The following is a 15137-nucleotide window of genomic DNA, read 5'->3' as shown; positions in this document are numbered from 1 at the left end:
TTGTTCATGCCCATTCACCCGCAGGAAGGATCGCCTCGTGAGCACGCATTTCCCGTTCACCGCCGTCGTCGGGCAGCAGGACCTGCAACTCGCCCTGCTGCTCAACTCCGTCGCACCGAACATCGGTGGCGTGCTCGTACGGGGAGAGAAGGGCACCGCGAAGAGCACCGCCGTACGCGCGCTCTCGGCGCTGCTGCCGGGGGTGGACGTCGTGTCCGGGTGCCGTTTCTCCTGCGACCCCGCGTCGCCGGACCCGGCGTGTCCCGACGGTCCCCATGAGGCGGGGACCGGTGTGTCGCGGGACGCCCGGATGGTGGAGCTGCCCGTCGGCGCGTCCGAGGACCGGCTCGTCGGGGCGCTCGACATCGAACGGGCGCTCGCGGAGGGCGTGAAGGCGTTCGAGCCGGGCCTGCTCGCCGACGCGCATCGCGGGATTCTCTACGTCGACGAGGTCAACCTGCTCCACGACCACCTCGTGGACCTGTTGCTGGACGCGGCCGCCATGGGTGCCTCGTACGTCGAGCGCGAAGGCGTCTCGGTACGGCACGCGGCGCGCTTCCTTCTCGTCGGGACGATGAACCCCGAGGAGGGCGAACTGCGGCCGCAGTTGCTCGACCGCTTCGGGCTGACCGTCGAGGTCGCCGCGTCCCGGGAGACGGATCAGCGGGTCGAGGTCGTGCGGCGGCGTCTCGCGTACGACGACGACCCCGCGGCTTTCGCCGCCGGCTGGGCCGACGAGGAGGACGCGCTGCGGGCGAGGATCGTCGCCGCGCGTGCGCTGCTGCCCGAAGTGCGGCTCGGGGACGCGGCGTTGCGGCAGATCGCGGCCACCTGCGCGGCCTTCGAGGTCGACGGGATGCGCGCGGACATCGTGATGGCGCGGACGGCCACCGCACTGGCCGCCTGGGCGGGACGTACGGATGTGCTCGCCGAGGACGTGCGGCAGGCGGCCCTGCTCGCGCTCCCCCACCGGCGCCGGCGCAATCCGTTCGACGCGCCGGGGCTCGACGAGGACAAGCTCGACGACACGCTGGAGCAGAACCGCGGCGAGGACGAGGACCCGGACCCGGACGGCCCCGGTGGCGGCGGCCGGCCCCCGCGGGGCGACGGCCCCGACACGCCGCCGCAGCCCGAGGGCGAGGCCGGCGACACGCCCGCGCCGTCCGTGCCCGAGCAAGGGCAGGAACAGGGGCAGGGGCAGTCCTCCGGGGGCGGTGAGCAGCAACCGGTACGCGCCGGCGAGCCGTTCCGCACGAAGATGCTGAGCGTTCCCGGTCTGGGCGAGGGCGCGGCGGGGCGGCGGTCCCGGGCGCGCACCGAGCACGGACGTACGACCGGTGCGCGGCGTCCGCAGGGCGCGCTGACCAAGCTGCATCTGGCGGCGACCGTGCAGGCCGCCGCCCCGCATCAGCGGGCGCGGGGGCGGTCCGGGCGCGGGCTGGTGGTCCGGCGGGACGATCTGCGGCAGGCGGCCCGGGAGGGGCGCGAGGGGAATCTCGTGCTCTTCGTGGTGGACGCCTCCGGGTCGATGGCGGCCCGGCAGCGGATGGCCGCCGTGAAGGGCGCGGTCCTCTCGCTGCTGCTGGACGCGTACCAGCGGCGGGACAAGGTCGGGCTGATCACCTTCCGGGGCAAGGACGCCGAGGTGGCGCTGCCGCCGACGTCCTCGGTGGACGCCGCGGCGGCGCGGCTGGAGCTGCTGCCGACCGGGGGGCGCACCCCCGTCGCGGCCGGGCTGCTGAAGGCCCATGAGGTGCTGCGGGTGGAGCGGTTGCGTGATCCGTCGCGTCGGCCGCTGCTGGTCGTGGTGACCGACGGGCGGGCGACCGGGGGGCCCGATCCGGTGGCGCTGGCGACCCGGGCGGCGCGGCTGCACGAGGCGGAGGGCATCGCGTCCGTCGTCGTGGACTGCGAGTCGGGGCCGGTACGGCTCGGCCTCGCGGGAAGCCTCGCGCACGATCTCGGGGGCAGTGCCGTCACGCTCGACGAGCTGCGGGCCGACTCGATCGCCGGGCTCGTCAAGGACGTTCAGGAAACCAACAGGAGGGCCGCGTAATGCCACAGGGACAGCCGACCACCGTGCCCGACGACGGGCTCACCACCCGTCAGCGCCGCAACCGTCCGCTGCTGATGGTGCACACCGGCATCGGCAAGGGGAAGTCGACGGCGGCCTTCGGGCTCGCGCTGCGCGCCTGGAATCAGGGGTGGCCCATCGGCGTCTTCCAGTTCGTCAAGTCGGCGAAGTGGAAGGTCGGCGAGGAGAACGCGCTGAAGGTCCTCGGCGCGAGCGGCGAGGGCGGGTCCGTCGTCTGGAACAAGATGGGCGAGGGCTGGTCGTGGGTGCAGCGCGACGGCCAGATGGACAACGAGGAGGCGGCGCGCGAGGGCTGGGAGCAGGTCAAGCGCGACCTGGCCGCCGAGACGTACCGGCTGTACGTCCTCGACGAGTTCGCGTACCCGATGCACTGGGGATGGGTCGACACCGACGAGGTGATCGACGTGCTGCGCGACCGTCCCGGTGCGCAGCACGTGGTCATCACCGGGCGCAACGCACCGCAGAAGCTGCTGGACGCCGCCGACCTGGTGACCGAGATGTCGAAGGTCAAGCACCCGATGGACGCCGGTCAGAAGGGTCAGCGGGGCATCGAATGGTGAGGGACCGGCGGTGAACGTTCCTCGTCTGGTGATCGCCGCGCCCTCGTCGGGCAGCGGCAAGACCACCGTCGCCACGGGGCTGATGGCGGCCTTCGCGGGGCGGGGCCTCGCCGTGTCCCCGCACAAGGTCGGGCCCGACTACATCGACCCCGGCTATCACACGCTGGCCACGGGCCGGCCGGGGCGGAACCTCGACGCGTACATGTGCGGCCCCGATCTGGTCGCCCCGCTGTTCGCGCACGGGGCGCGGGGGTGCGACCTGGCGGTGGTCGAGGGCGTGATGGGGCTGTACGACGGGGCTGCGGGGCAGGGCGAACTGGCGTCGACCGCCCAGGTCGCGAAGGTGCTGCGGGCGCCCGTGGTGCTGGTCGTCGACGCGTCGTCGCAGTCGCGTTCCGTGGCCGCGCTGGTGCACGGCTTCGCCTCGTGGGATCCGCAGGTGCGGATCGGCGGGGTGATTCTGAACAAGGTCGCCTCCCAGCGGCACGAGGCACTGTTGCGGGACGCCCTGGACGAGTCCGGTCTGCCGGTGCTGGGGGTGTTGCGGCGGGCCGAGCAGGTGGCTGTGCCGTCGCGGCATCTGGGGCTGGTGCCGGTGGCCGAGCGGCGCGGCGACGCGGTGGGCGCGGTCGAGGCGATGCGGGAGCAGGTGGTGGCGGGGTGCGATCTGGACGCGCTGATGGCGTTGGCCGGGTCGGCGCCCGCGTTGCCGGGTGAGGTGTGGGACGCGACGGAGGCGATCGGCGCCTGCGGCGGGCCTGTTCCGCTGTCCGCCCCCGCTGGTGGCCGGGGCCCGGTCGTGGCCGTGGCCTCCGGCGCCGCGTTCACCTTCTCCTACGCCGAGCACACCGAGCTGCTCACCGCCGCCGGGGCCGAAGTCGTGCCGTTCGATCCCTTGCGGGACGAGGCGTTGCCCCGGGGCACACGCGGGCTGGTCATCGGCGGGGGCTTCCCCGAGGTGTACGCCTCCGAGCTGTCGGCCAACACGGCGCTGCGCAAGGCCGTCGTCGAGCTGGCGGAGTCGGGGGCTCCGGTCTCCGCCGAGTGTGCGGGGCTGCTGTATCTGGCCCGTTCGCTCGACGGGCTGCCGATGTGCGGGGTCCTCGATGCCGAGGCGCGGATGTCGAAGCGGCTGACGCTCGGCTACCGGCAGGCCGTGGCGGTCTCCGACAGTGTGCTGGCGGCGCCCGGCACACGGGTGCGCGGGCACGAGTTCCACCGGACCGTGCTGGAGCCGGGTGCCGGGGCCGCTCCGGCGTGGGGCATGCACCAGCCGGAGCGGCGGGTCGAGGGGTTCGTGCAGGGCGGCGTGCACGCCAGCTATCTACATACGCACTGGGCGTCGGAGCCCGGCATGGCCCGCCGGTTCGTCGAGCGGTGCGGGGGATGAACCGCGGCCGCGCTTCGAGCAGGACGGCCGGCGTCGGTGTCGGGCCGGTCGGCCCGGCACCAGCGCGGTGCTCAGTCCGCGATGCCCACCACGAGCCAGATGAAGCCCACCCCCGCCACGGTGCACAGCAGCGTGGAGCGGGCGGGGTGTTCGTGGTGTGCCTCGGGAAGGATCTCGGCGGCGGCGAGGTAGAGCAGTGCGCCGCTGAAAAAGCCGAGATAGCAGCCGAGGAGTTCCGCCGGAAGGGTGAACAGCAGGGTCGTCGCGGCGCCCACGAGCGGCGCCAGGGCGTCCGCGAACAGCATGAGCACGGCCTTGCGGCGGGCGTTCCCGTACAGGCTGGTGATCGTGTAGGTGTTGAAGCCGTCGGCGAAGTCGTGCGTGATGACGGCGAGGGCCACGGCGGCTCCCATGCCGGCGCCCACCTGGAACGCCGCACCGAGTGCGACGCCGTCCATCAGGCTGTGGCCGACCATCGCCGCCGCTGCCGTGAGCCCGACCTGCGGCACCCGCTCCTCGCCCGCGCCGTGTGCCGCCTGGCGTACGGCGAGCAGCCGCTCCACGAGGTGGGCGAGGAGGAAGCCGCCCACGAACAGCAGCAGGGCGGCCGGGACCCCGAAGACGGGTCCGCCCGCGGCGTCGATCGCCTCCGGCAGCAGGTCCAGGCCGACCACTCCGAGCATCAGCCCGCCGGCGAAGCCGAGCACGAGGTGGCGGCGGTCGGTGACGCGCTGGGCGACCCAGCCGCCTGCCAGGGTCATCAGGAACGCGCCGAGCGCGACGAACACCGCCATGCGCTCTTGCTAGCCGATTGACCCCGGTGCGCGCATCTCAGCGCGCCCTGCCGCCCGCCCGGCGTCGCCTCTTCCCTCTCCCGCATTCCGAAAGGACCCCGCTCCATGTCCGAAGCCGTCGACGCAGCCGCCGTGTTGCGCCCCGCGTCGCTCGCCGTCGGGGTCGGCGCGTCCAGGGGCGCACCGGTCGACGAGATCCTCGGGCTGGTCCGGGACACCCTGCGCGAGGCCGGACTCTCGCCGCTGGGCATCGCGGAGCTGGTGACCGTGGACGCCAAGGCGGACGAACCGGGAATCGTCGCCGCCGCCGCCGCGCTCGGCGTACCGCTACGTACGTACCCGGCCGGGGAACTGGCCCGTATCGAGGTGCCCGGTCCGTCCGGCGCACCGCTCGCCGCTGTCGGAACGCCGTCGGTCGCGGAGGCCGCGGCGCTCGCGGCGGGGGGTGAGCTTCTCGTACCGAAGCGGAAGTCGGCCCCGCAGGGGCGGGCTCCGATGGCGACCTGTGCGGTGGCGCGCCGCGATCCGCGCGGGCGGGCGGCGGTCGTCGCGCCCCCGGCGCCGGACGTGCCGTCCGGTCCCGGCCGTTGCGTGAAACCGGGTGCCGGGCGCATAGTCGTTCTGCCGGACTTCGAGGACGACGTGGGGCTGCCGCAGCGGCCGGCCTCCCACCCCGACGACGACGGCCATCACCACCACCCCACGGCGGCCATGCACACTCCCACGGAAAGTCCCGACGCGACCGGCGCGGGCACGCACGATCTGCGGCACCACGGTGACGCGGAAGTACGGGGACGGGACCGGGATCTGACCGATCTCGCCGTCAACGTACGGGCCGGTACTCCCCCGGCCTGGCTGAGGGAGCGAATATCCGCGTCACTGGGCTCGCTCGCCGCCTACCCGGACGGCCGTCCGGCGCGGGCGGCGGTCGCGGAGCGGCACGGACTGCCGGTGGAGCGGGTGCTGCTGACGGCGGGTGCGGCGGAGGCGTTCGTGCTGATCGCACGGGCGCTGCCGGTCTGCCGTCCGGTCGTGGTCCATCCGCAGTTCACCGAGCCGGAGGCGGCGCTGCGCGCGGCCGGGCACGAGGTGGGGCGGGTGCTGCTGCGGGCCGAGGACGGGTTCCGGCTGGACCCCTCGGCGGTGCCCGAGGACGCGGATCTGGTGGTGGTCGGCAATCCGACCAACCCCACGTCCGTGCTGCATCCGGCGGCGGTGCTGGAGCAACTGGCGCGTCCCGGCCGGACGCTGGTGGTCGACGAGGCGTTCATGGACGCGGTGCCGGGCGAGCGCGAAACACTGTGCGGGCGTACGGACGTCCCGGGGCTCGTCGTGCTGCGGAGCCTCACCAAGACCTGGGGGCTCGCAGGGCTGCGGATCGGTTACGTGCTGGCCGACCGGGGGACCGTCCGCGCGTTGGAGGAGACCCAGCCGCTGTGGCCGGTGTCGTCCCCGGCTCTGACGGCGGCCGAGGCGTGCATGGAGCCGCGGGCCCTGGCCGAGGCGGCTGCCGCCGCTGAGCGGATCGCGGTGGACCGGGCCCATCTGGTGGCGGGGCTCATGGAGTTCACCGAGGTGCGGGTGGCGGAGCCGGCCGAGGGGCCGTTCGTCCTGGTGCGGCTGGAACGGGCCGCCGAGGTGCGGGAGCGGTTGCGGATGCTGGGGTTCGCGGCGCGCCGGGGAGATACGTTTCCCGGGCTCGGCCCCGAGTGGCTGCGGCTGGCCGTGCGCGACCGGGCCACGACCAACCGCTTCCTGCAGGCATTCGACCAAGCACTCCAGACGCTGGGTGCGGCCATGCGCTGACGGGGCGCCCGCGGGGAGCGGCACCCCGTCACAGGAACGCCGCTCCCCTCGGGCCCCGGAAGGGGTCAGCCCTGGGCGCGCCGCCTGGCCACGACCACCGCCCCGGCGCCCGCCGCCAGCAGTGCGACCGCGCCGCCCGCGATGTACGGAGTGGCGGAACTGCCGCCGGTCTCCGCGAGGTTGGAGTCGACGGCCGGTTCGTGGCCGGTGCCGGTCTGCGGCTTCACACCGCCGTCGCTGTTGCCGCCGCTGCCGCTGCCACCGCCGTTGCCGGAGGCGCCGCCGTCACTGGAACCACCGCTGCTGGAACCGCCGTTGCCGGAACCGCCGTCGCTGGAGCCGCCATCGCTCGACCCGCCGTTGCTCGACCCGCCGTTGTCGCTGCCGCCCGGTCCGGTCGACTTCGGCGTCTCGCAGGTCGCCTCGACGAGCGTGATCTCGCCCTGCACATCGGCGACGTTCAGCTTGAGCGGGTTGACGGAGACCTTCAGCCGCAGCGCGGTCGCCGCGGCGGTGCGCGAGGTGGTGTGCGTCTTCGAGAGGTCGAGGGTCACCTCGCCGACACCGGGAACGCTGACCTGCGTGGTGCCGCCCGCGCTGAGATCGATCCGCTTGCCGAGGACCGACACGTGCCCCAGCACGTTCGACTCGGCGACCGGCTTCCGGCCCACCTCGCAGACCGCCTTGGACGTGACCTTCTCCACCTCGATCAGTGAGAGCAGCGGCAGTCCGGGGACGTGGACCCGGGCCTTCGCCACATTGCTGTAGCCCTCGGCCCGGTGCTTGTCGACGGTCGCGTTCGCGGTGGCCACATCGGCGGCGAGCACGCTGACCGGCCGGCCGCCGTCCACCCCGTCGAGCCGCACGCTGAGCGCGGTCTCCTTGGCGTCGGCGGGCGCCTTCACCTCATTGAGCGTGGCCCTGAGCGGCACGTCGACCGTCTTGTTCAGGAGCGAGACATCGAGTGCGGCACGGAGTACGACCGCGCTCGCCTTCCCGTCGCCGGTGGTCGTGGTGGTCGCGGTGGCGGCCTGCGCCGGCACCGCGACCAGCAGGGCGACGGGAGCGGCGGCGACCGCCAGGGCGGCCAGGCGGAAGGTGTTGCTGTTCAAAGTGGTGGAACCCCCACAAGAGACATGGAGCCACCGGTGCCGTCCAATGGGGGACATCGAGAGCTCCGGTGGCCTCGACCCCGAAAGCTTTACGCACGGAGGGTGAACTGGTGGACACCTGACGTGAGTTCACCCCAAAGGGGGGTTTCCGTGCCTGTATTCGATTATCTCGGGACGTTCGTTCCTCCGGGTCACCCGATCCGCTGAGCGCGGTCGGCGCCGGAGCCGACTGCGCCGGGGTGCGCGCGAAGGTGTTTCAACGACGGGGCAGAGGTTCGGTAACTGCCCGTCAATACGGCGCACCCCGGCCGGAGGGCCGCCGGACTCAGCCGATCACCCGCCCGTTCAGCACCACCCGCCGCGGAGCCGCGAGCACCCGTACGTCCGCCCGCGGGTCCTCGTCGTACACCACCAGGTCCGCCGGGGCGCCCTCCTCCAGCACCGGCCGCCCCAGCCACTGCCGGGCGCCCCAGGTCGTCGCGGAGAGCGCGTCCAGGGCCGGGATGCCCGCCTTCACCAGCTCGGCGACCTCGTCCGCCACCAGTCCGTGGGCGAGCACACCGCCCGCGTCGGTGCCGACGAAGACCGGGATCCCGGCGTCGTACGCGGCGCGCACCGTGTCGTAGCGCCGCTCGTGCAGCCGCCGCATATGGGCCGACCAGCGGGGGAACTTGGCGTCGCCGCCCGCCGCGAGCGAGGGGAACGTGGCGATGTTGACCAGGGTGGGGACGATCGCGACCCCGCGCTCGGCGAACAGCGGAATGGTGTCCTCGGTGAGCCCGGTGGCGTGCTCGATGCAGTCGATCCCGGCCTCGACGAGATCGCGCAGCGAGTCCTCGGCGAAGCAGTGCGCGGTGACCCGGGCGCCGAGCCGGTGCGCCTCGGCGATGGCCGCCCCGACCGCGTCGCGCGGCCAGAGGGCGGTCAGATCGCCCACCTCCCGGTCGATCCAGTCGCCGACCAGCTTCACCCAGCCGTCGCCGCGGCGCGCCTCCTGCGCGACGTACGCGACCAGCTCCTCCGGCTCGATCTCATGGGCGTAGTTCCGGGTGTACCTGCGGGGCCTGGCGATGTGCCGGCCGGCCCTGATGATCTTCGGCAGGTCCTCGCGGTCGTCGATCCACCGGGTGTCGGCCGGTGAACCCGCGTCCCGCAGCAGCAGCGCGCCCGCCTCCCGGTCGGCGAGGGCCTGCTTCTCGCTGGTCGCCGCGTCGACTGCGCCGTGGTGGTCGAGCCCGACGTGGCAGTGGGCGTCCACCAGGCCCGGCAGCGCCCAGCCGGTGAGGGTCACCGCCCCGTCCGCGCCGGCCGGTCTCCCGTAAGAGATCCGTCCGTCGATCGCCCAGAGCTCGTCCCGTACGTCCTCGGGACCGACGAGCACCCGCCCCTTCACGTGCAGCACCTGCGATGCCTTGTGATCACTCATGGGCAGCACTGTACGAGGCGGCGCGCGGGGCCCTGGGTACGCTTCGACAGAAGCATCGCCCGTACGCGCCACCGCGCACCGACCCGACCCGACCCGACCCGAAGAGAGCACCACCGTGACGCACCCCTTCCTCGACCTCGCCCCGCTCACCGCCGCGCACTTCGCGGCCATCGAGCGGCGGGTGGCCGGCCTCCTCGCCACCGAGCAGGACGTCGTCATCATGCAGGGCGAGGCGCTGCTCCCCCTCGAAGGCTGCATCCGGGGCGCCGCCCGGCCCGGCTCGACCGCGCTGAACGTCGTCACCGGGCCGTACGGACAGACCTTCGGGAACTGGCTGCGGGACTGCGGTGCCAATGTGGTCGACCTGGCGGTTCCCTTCCACACGGCGGTCACCGCCGACCAGGTCGCGCGGGCGCTGGCCGAGCACCCGGAGATCGACTTCGTCTCCCTGGTCCACGCGGAGGCGGCGACCGGCAACACCAATCCGGTCGCCGAGATCGGCGAGGTGGTCCGTTCGCACGGGGCACTGTTCATGCTGGACGCCGTCGCCTCGGTGGGTGCCGAGCCGCTGCTGCCGGACGTGTGGGGCGTCGATCTCTGCGTGATCGGCGCGCAGAAGGCGATGGGTGGCCCGGCCGGGGTGTCGGCGGTGTCGGTGAGCGGGCGCGCCTGGGAGCGGATCGCCGCCAACCCCGAGGCTCCGCGCCGCTCGTACCTCTCGCTCCTGGACTGGAAGGAGCGCTGGATCGACGGCGGCCGCAAGGCCCTGCTGCACGCCCCCGCCCAGCTGGAGATGCTGGCGCTGGAGGCCTGTGTGGAGCGGATCGAGGCCGAGGGCCTGGACGCGCTGATGGCCCGTCACGCCGCGGCCGCCGCGGCGACGCGTGCGGGCGCGGTGGCGCTCGGCGGCGGCCTTTCGCCGTACGTGCACGCGGCCGGGGAGGCGGCGCCGGTCGCGACGACGCTGCGCGCCCCCGAGGGGGTCGACGCCGCCGAGCTGGTCGCACGGGCACTCGCGGCCGACCCGTCCTTGCCGCTGATCGCGGGCGGGGGTGCACTGTCCAAGGAGATGATCCGGGTCAATCACTACGGCGTGGACGCGACGCGGGGCGCGGTGCTGTCCTCGCTCGCGGCACTGGGGGCGGCGCTGGCCGATGCGGGCCGGCAGGTCGACTTCGAAGCTGCCCGCAAGGCCGTCTCGGAAACCTGGCCGAGCGAATAAATACGCACCGGCACGCCAATATTTCATAAATGCGGGGAGCTGCCTTATTCAGAGCAGCTCCCCGCATTCTTCTGCCCGCTTTCCCGGACCCTAAACACCCCGTTTCCCAGGAGGCCCTTCCACACAATTCCGTTGCGTTGCCCGCGAGTTACGTCCATGTGACCGACTCCACACTGCGACCGTTATGACGGATAAATGAGATACGAAACGGGATAAAACACATCGGGATCGCGCCAGGGCACGCGCCCGCCTGATAACACAGAGGACCGCTCCACCCAACCCTTCACGTCGATGCAATTTAAGAATTTGCTGGGTAAATTCAATTCGCATGACCGCCGCACCAGCAGATTTTGCACGTGCCCGAAACGAATTCATCACCATCGACACCCCACGAGTGGAGGACGGGGCCGCGATCTGGCGCATAGCCCGCGACTCCGAGGTCCTGGACCTCAACTCCTCGTACAGCTACCTGCTGTGGTGCCGTGACTTCGCGGCGACCTCCGTGGTCGCCCGCGGCGAGGCCGGCGAGCCCATCGCCTTCGTGACGGGATACCTCCGGCCGGACCGTCCCGGGACGCTCGTCGTCTGGCAGGTGGCCGTCGACCACGGCCACCGCGGCACCGGCCTGGCGGGCAAGCTGCTGGACGCGCTGACCTCGCGGGTCGCCGCCGAACAGGGCCTGGCCTCGGTCGAGACGACCGTCACCCCGGACAACACCGCGTCGGACCGGCTGTTCACCTCCTACGCACAGCGCCACGACGTGGCCCTGGAACGCAAGGTGCTCTTCGACGGCGGGCTGTTCCCCGAGGACACGCACCTGCCCGAAGTCCTGTACCGCATCGGCCCGTTCCACGCGTGAGCGCCTTCGCGCCGCCCCGTTCCACGCCCGAGCCCGCCCGCACCGCCGCCCGTCACACACCCCCCGCAAGCAGGAGATCCCCTGTGACCATCACCCCGCCCGCCCTGAGTGTCTTCGAGACCCTGGAGTCGGAGGTACGGAGCTACTGTCGCGGCTGGCCCGCGGTGTTCGACCGTGCGCAGGGCGCCCGGCTGACCGACGAGGACGGCCACACCTACCTGGACTTCTTCGCCGGCGCGGGATCGCTCAACTACGGCCACAACAACCCGGTCATGAAGCGCGCGCTGATCGACTACATCGAGCGCGACGGCATCACCCACGGCCTCGACATGGCCACCACCGCGAAACGCGCCTTCCTGGAGTCCTTCCAGAACAACGTGCTGCGTCCGCGCGACCTCCCGTACAAGGTGATGTTCCCCGGACCGACCGGGACCAACGCGGTCGAGGCCGCGCTGAAGCTGGCCCGCAAGGTGAAGGGGCGCGAGTCGATCGTCTCGTTCACCAACGCCTTCCACGGCATGTCGCTGGGTTCGCTCGCCGTCACCGGCAACGCCTTCAAGCGGGCCGGGGCCGGCATCCCCCTGGTGCACGGCACCCCGATGCCGTTCGACAACTACCTCGACGGCCGGGTACCCGACTTCCTCTGGTTCGAGCGGCTCCTGGAGGACCAGGGCTCCGGCCTCAACAAGCCCGCCGCGGTGATCGTCGAGACCGTGCAGGGCGAGGGCGGCATCAATGTGGCGCGACCCGAGTGGCTGCGGGCGCTGTCCGACCTGTGCCACCGCCGCGACATGCTCCTGATCGTCGACGACATCCAGATGGGTTGCGGACGTACCGGGGCGTTCTTCTCCTTCGAGGAGGCCGGCATCACCCCCGACATCGTCACCCTGTCGAAGTCCATCAGCGGCTACGGCCTGCCGATGTCGCTCTGCCTGTTCAACCCGGAGCTGGACATCTGGGGACCGGGCGAGCACAACGGCACCTTCCGCGGCAACAACCCGGCGTTCGTCACGGCCACCGCCGCGCTGGACGCCTACTGGGCGGACGGTCAGATGGAGAAGCAGACCCTGGCCCGGGGCGAGCAGGTCGAGCAGACGCTGCTCGCGATCTGCGACGAACACACCCGGCTCGGTGCGCGGTTCCGGGGCCGCGGCCTGGTGTGGGGCATGGAGTTCACCGACGCGTCGCGCGCCGCCGCGATCTGCGCCCGTGCCTTCGAGCTGGGCCTCCTGGTCGAGACCTCCGGCCCGAGGAGCGAGGTCGTGAAGCTGCTGCCGCCGCTGACCGTCACCCCCGAGGAGCTGGACGAGGGGCTGCGCACGCTGGCCCGCGCGGTCCGCGACACCGCCTGATCCCGGGCCCGCCCGACGCGGGTCCGACGAGAAACACCGCTGCAGAGAGAAAGGCACCGACCCACCGTGATCGTCCGATCGTTCCGTGACATAGAGAACACCGACCGGCATGTGAAGGCCGCTTCCGGCACCTGGGAGAGCAAGCGCATCGTGCTCGCGCAGGAGAAGGTGGGCTTCTCGCTCCACGAGACAACGATGTACGCGGGCACCGAGACCTCGATGTGGTACGCGAACCACATCGAGGCCGTCCTGTGCGTCGAGGGCGAGGCCGAGCTCACCGACGACGAGACCGGCGAGAAGCACTGGATCACCCCCGGCACGATGTATCTGCTGGACGGCCATGAACACCACACCATGCGGCCGAAGACCGACTTCCGCTGCGTCTGTGTCTTCAACCCACCGGTCACCGGGCGGGAGGAGCACGACGAGAACGGTGTCTACCCGCTGCTCACCGAGGAGGGCTGAGCCATGACCACCGATGTGCGCGCCGACCTTTACCCGACACGCGGCACCGCCGAGATGACAACCCCCCGTCAGGACCCGGTGATCTGGTCCGCGCCCGGCGCCCCGGGGCCGGTGGGCGTGAAGGATCTCCAGGCCTTCGAACGCGACGGCTTCCTCTCCGTGGACGGGATGATCACGGCCGACGAGGTGGCCGTCCTCCACACCGAACTGGAACGTCTGATCGCCGACCCGGCGGTCCGGGCCGACGAGCGCTCGATCATCGAGCCGAAGTCGCAGAAGGTGCGGTCGGTCTTCGAGGTCCACCGGATCAGCGAGGTCTTCGCCCGGCTGGTGAGCGACGAGCGGGTGGTGGGCCGGGCCCGTCAGATCCTCGGCTCGGACGTGTACGTCCACCAGTCCCGGATCAACGTCAAGCCGGGCTTCGGTGCTTCGGGGTTCTACTGGCACTCGGACTTCGAGACCTGGCACGCCGAGGACGGTCTGCCGAACATGCGGGCGGTGTCCGTATCGATCGCGCTGACCGAGAACCACGACACCAACGGCGGGCTGATGATCATGCCTGGCTCGCACAAGTCGTTCCTCGGCTGTGCGGGCGAGACACCGAAGGACAACTACAAGCAGTCCCTGAAGATGCAGGACGCCGGCACCCCGTCCGACGAGGCGCTGACGAAGATGGCCGACCGGCACGGCATCAAGCTCTTCACGGGCAAGGCGGGTTCGGCGACCTGGTTCGACTGCAACTGCATGCACGGCTCGGGCGACAACATCACTCCGTACCCCCGCAGCAATGTCTTCATCGTCTTCAACAGCGTGGAGAACGCCGCCGGGGAGCCGTTCTCGGCACCGGCGCGGCGGCCGGAGTTCATCGGGGCGCGGGACTTCACGCCGGTGAGGTGAGGAACTGCCGGGCCGAATCGGGACCGGGCGCGCGGTGCGGCGGTGTCGCACCGCGCGCCTCCGCCGAAAGCCGGTGGACCACGACGGCCCCGCCCGGAGACAGTGGGGCCCATGACCTCACTCGTACGTCACATCACGATCGACTGCGCCGACGCCTACGGGCTGGCCGGTTTCTGGGCCGGAGTGCTCGGCGCGCGGATCTCGGACGGGGACGCCCCCGGTGATCCCGAGGCGCTCGTCGAGTCCCCCGGTGCCGCGCTGCTCTTCATCTCGGTGCCGGAGCCGAAGAGCGCCAAGAACCGTGTCCACCTGGACATCCAGCCGCAGGACCGGACCAGGGACGAGGAGGTCGAGCGGCTGCTCGGCCTGGGCGCCACCCTCGTCGCCGACCACCGCAGGCCGGACGGGCGGGGCTGGGCCACACTCGCCGACCCCGAGGGGAACGAGTTCTGCGTCGAGTGCGGTGCGGCGGAACGGGCGGCCCTGACCGGGACCCGGCTGCCGGTCACGGCGGACGACGTCACCACCGCGGTACGGCTCGCGGTCGCCGCGCTCCAGGAGTCCCCGGTGGAGAACTGGGACGTCCCGGCAGGGTCGTTGGAGTGGAGCTGCTGGGAGACCGCGGAGCACCTGAGCGACGACCTCTTCTCCTACGCGACCCAGCTGGGCCCGCAGCGGCCGGCGCTGGACGCGTACGTCCCGTACCGCTGGAGCCCCGAGCGCGAGGGCGGTCCGTGGAACGCGGTCTTCGCGGACCGGTCGGCCGGACCCGCCGGGCTGCTCCGGACGCTGGAGGCGAGCGGCGCACTGCTCGCCGCGATGGTACGGACGGCCTCGCCCGAACTCCGCTCGTACCACTCCTACGGGGTGTCCGACCCGGAGGGCTTCGCCGCGATGGGGATCGTGGAGACCCTGGTGCACACGCACGATCTCGCCGCGAGCCTGGGTGTCGCCTGGACGCCGCCCGCCGGCCTCTGCGACCGGGTGCTGGCCCGGTTGTTCCCGGACGCCCCCGAGGACGCCGACCGGTGGGCCGTGCTGTGCTGGGCCACCGGCCGCGCCGAGCTGCCCGGCCGCCCTCGCGTCACCTCGTGGAAGTGGCACAGCGCGCCGCTGGACGAGTCCGGCCGGGAGTAGCGCGAGTCGGGGTCCGGGCGGC

Annotated in this window: 13 protein-coding genes; 10 read left to right on the top strand and 3 right to left on the bottom strand. The window is 72.2% G+C overall.

The genetic code is table 11. The features are described from left to right. Window positions 1-37 precede the first annotated feature (37 nt). The 3 genes from OG611_RS18025 to OG611_RS18015 are packed head-to-tail and all read left to right on the top strand — an operon-like array spanning window position 38 to window position 4045. Complete coding sequence (locus tag OG611_RS18025; protein ID WP_266421080.1) at window positions 38-2056, top strand: putative cobaltochelatase; 2019 nt, start codon at window positions 38-40, stop codon at window positions 2054-2056. Further along, on the top strand, window positions 2056-2655 hold the full coding sequence (cobO, locus tag OG611_RS18020; protein WP_266421079.1) for a cob(I)yrinic acid a,c-diamide adenosyltransferase: 600 nt from the start codon (window positions 2056-2058) through the stop codon (window positions 2653-2655). The genes OG611_RS18025 and cobO overlap by 1 nt, the downstream gene beginning before the upstream one ends. A 10-nt stretch (window positions 2656-2665) precedes the next feature. Continuing rightward, window positions 2666-4045: a cobyrinate a,c-diamide synthase gene (locus tag OG611_RS18015; RefSeq protein ID WP_266421078.1), complete on the top strand. Its 1380-nt coding sequence runs from the start codon at window positions 2666-2668 to the stop codon at window positions 4043-4045. A gap of 71 nt (window positions 4046-4116) precedes the next feature. Here the strand turns inward: OG611_RS18015 and OG611_RS18010 are convergent, their stop codons facing one another. Further along, window positions 4117-4839 carry a ZIP family metal transporter gene (locus tag OG611_RS18010; protein WP_266421076.1) on the bottom strand — a complete coding sequence of 241 codons (723 nt, stop codon included), beginning with the start codon at window positions 4837-4839 and terminating at the stop codon, window positions 4117-4119. A gap of 105 nt (window positions 4840-4944) precedes the next feature. On the opposite strand from OG611_RS18010, the gene cobC reads away from it, so the two are divergent. Continuing rightward, entirely contained in the window at window positions 4945-6645 is a 1701-nt protein-coding gene (gene cobC, locus OG611_RS18005) for an Rv2231c family pyridoxal phosphate-dependent protein CobC (protein WP_266421074.1), read from the top strand. A gap of 65 nt (window positions 6646-6710) precedes the next feature. Here cobC and OG611_RS18000 read toward each other — a convergent pair whose 3' ends face one another. Continuing rightward, on the bottom strand, window positions 6711-7757 hold the full coding sequence (locus OG611_RS18000) for an SCO1860 family LAETG-anchored protein (protein WP_266421071.1): 1047 nt from the start codon (window positions 7755-7757) through the stop codon (window positions 6711-6713). Between the two features lie 325 nt (window positions 7758-8082). Next, the gene (locus OG611_RS17995) at window positions 8083-9183 is read right to left on the bottom strand and encodes an amidohydrolase family protein (RefSeq protein ID WP_266421068.1); all 1101 of its coding nucleotides are present in this window, start codon (window positions 9181-9183) and stop codon (window positions 8083-8085) included. 115 nt (window positions 9184-9298) lie between these two features. Between OG611_RS17995 and OG611_RS17990 the strand changes: the two genes are divergently transcribed. The 6 genes from OG611_RS17990 (at window position 9299) to OG611_RS17965 (ending at window position 15115) form a co-directional block, all read left to right on the top strand. Then, window positions 9299-10405 carry an alanine--glyoxylate aminotransferase family protein gene (locus OG611_RS17990; RefSeq protein ID WP_266421065.1) on the top strand — a complete coding sequence of 369 codons (1107 nt, stop codon included), beginning with the start codon at window positions 9299-9301 and terminating at the stop codon, window positions 10403-10405. Between the two features lie 328 nt (window positions 10406-10733). Next, window positions 10734-11264: a diaminobutyrate acetyltransferase gene (ectA, locus tag OG611_RS17985; RefSeq protein WP_266421063.1), complete on the top strand. Its 531-nt coding sequence runs from the start codon at window positions 10734-10736 to the stop codon at window positions 11262-11264. 83 nt (window positions 11265-11347) lie between these two features. After that, window positions 11348-12616, top strand: coding sequence for a diaminobutyrate--2-oxoglutarate transaminase (gene ectB / locus OG611_RS17980; protein ID WP_266421062.1), 1269 nt, complete (start codon window positions 11348-11350; stop codon window positions 12614-12616). 66 nt (window positions 12617-12682) lie between these two features. Beyond that, the gene (locus tag OG611_RS17975) at window positions 12683-13081 is read left to right on the top strand and encodes an ectoine synthase (protein WP_266421059.1); all 399 of its coding nucleotides are present in this window, start codon (window positions 12683-12685) and stop codon (window positions 13079-13081) included. Window positions 13082-13084: 3 nt separating this feature from the next. Further along, entirely contained in the window at window positions 13085-13978 is an 894-nt protein-coding gene (gene thpD / locus OG611_RS17970; RefSeq protein WP_266421057.1) for an ectoine hydroxylase, read from the top strand. Between the two features lie 111 nt (window positions 13979-14089). Then, entirely contained in the window at window positions 14090-15115 is a 1026-nt protein-coding gene (locus tag OG611_RS17965; protein WP_266421056.1) for a VOC family protein, read from the top strand. Window positions 15116-15137 lie beyond the last annotated feature (22 nt).

Origin of the sequence: Streptomyces sp. NBC_01363, assembly GCF_026340595.1 — a bacterium.
Classification (GTDB): Bacteria; Actinomycetota; Actinomycetes; order Streptomycetales; family Streptomycetaceae; genus Streptomyces.
This window is presented reverse-complemented; position numbering and strand designations above follow the sequence as displayed.

What these genes read in the sequence shown, in the direction of transcription:
- cobO (WP_266421079.1), top strand. Translation starts at nt 2,056, where the DNA reads ATGCCACAGGGACAGCCGACCACCGTGCCCGACGACGGGCTCACCACC.
- OG611_RS18010 (WP_266421076.1), bottom strand. Translation starts at nt 4,839, where the DNA reads ATGGCGGTGTTCGTCGCGCTCGGCGCGTTCCTGATGACCCTGGCAGGC.
- cobC (WP_266421074.1), top strand. Translation starts at nt 4,945, where the DNA reads ATGTCCGAAGCCGTCGACGCAGCCGCCGTGTTGCGCCCCGCGTCGCTC.
- OG611_RS17995 (WP_266421068.1), bottom strand. Translation starts at nt 9,183, where the DNA reads ATGAGTGATCACAAGGCATCGCAGGTGCTGCACGTGAAGGGGCGGGTG.
- ectA (WP_266421063.1), top strand. Translation starts at nt 10,734, where the DNA reads ATGACCGCCGCACCAGCAGATTTTGCACGTGCCCGAAACGAATTCATC.
- thpD (WP_266421057.1), top strand. Translation starts at nt 13,085, where the DNA reads ATGACCACCGATGTGCGCGCCGACCTTTACCCGACACGCGGCACCGCC.
- OG611_RS17965 (WP_266421056.1), top strand. Translation starts at nt 14,090, where the DNA reads ATGACCTCACTCGTACGTCACATCACGATCGACTGCGCCGACGCCTAC.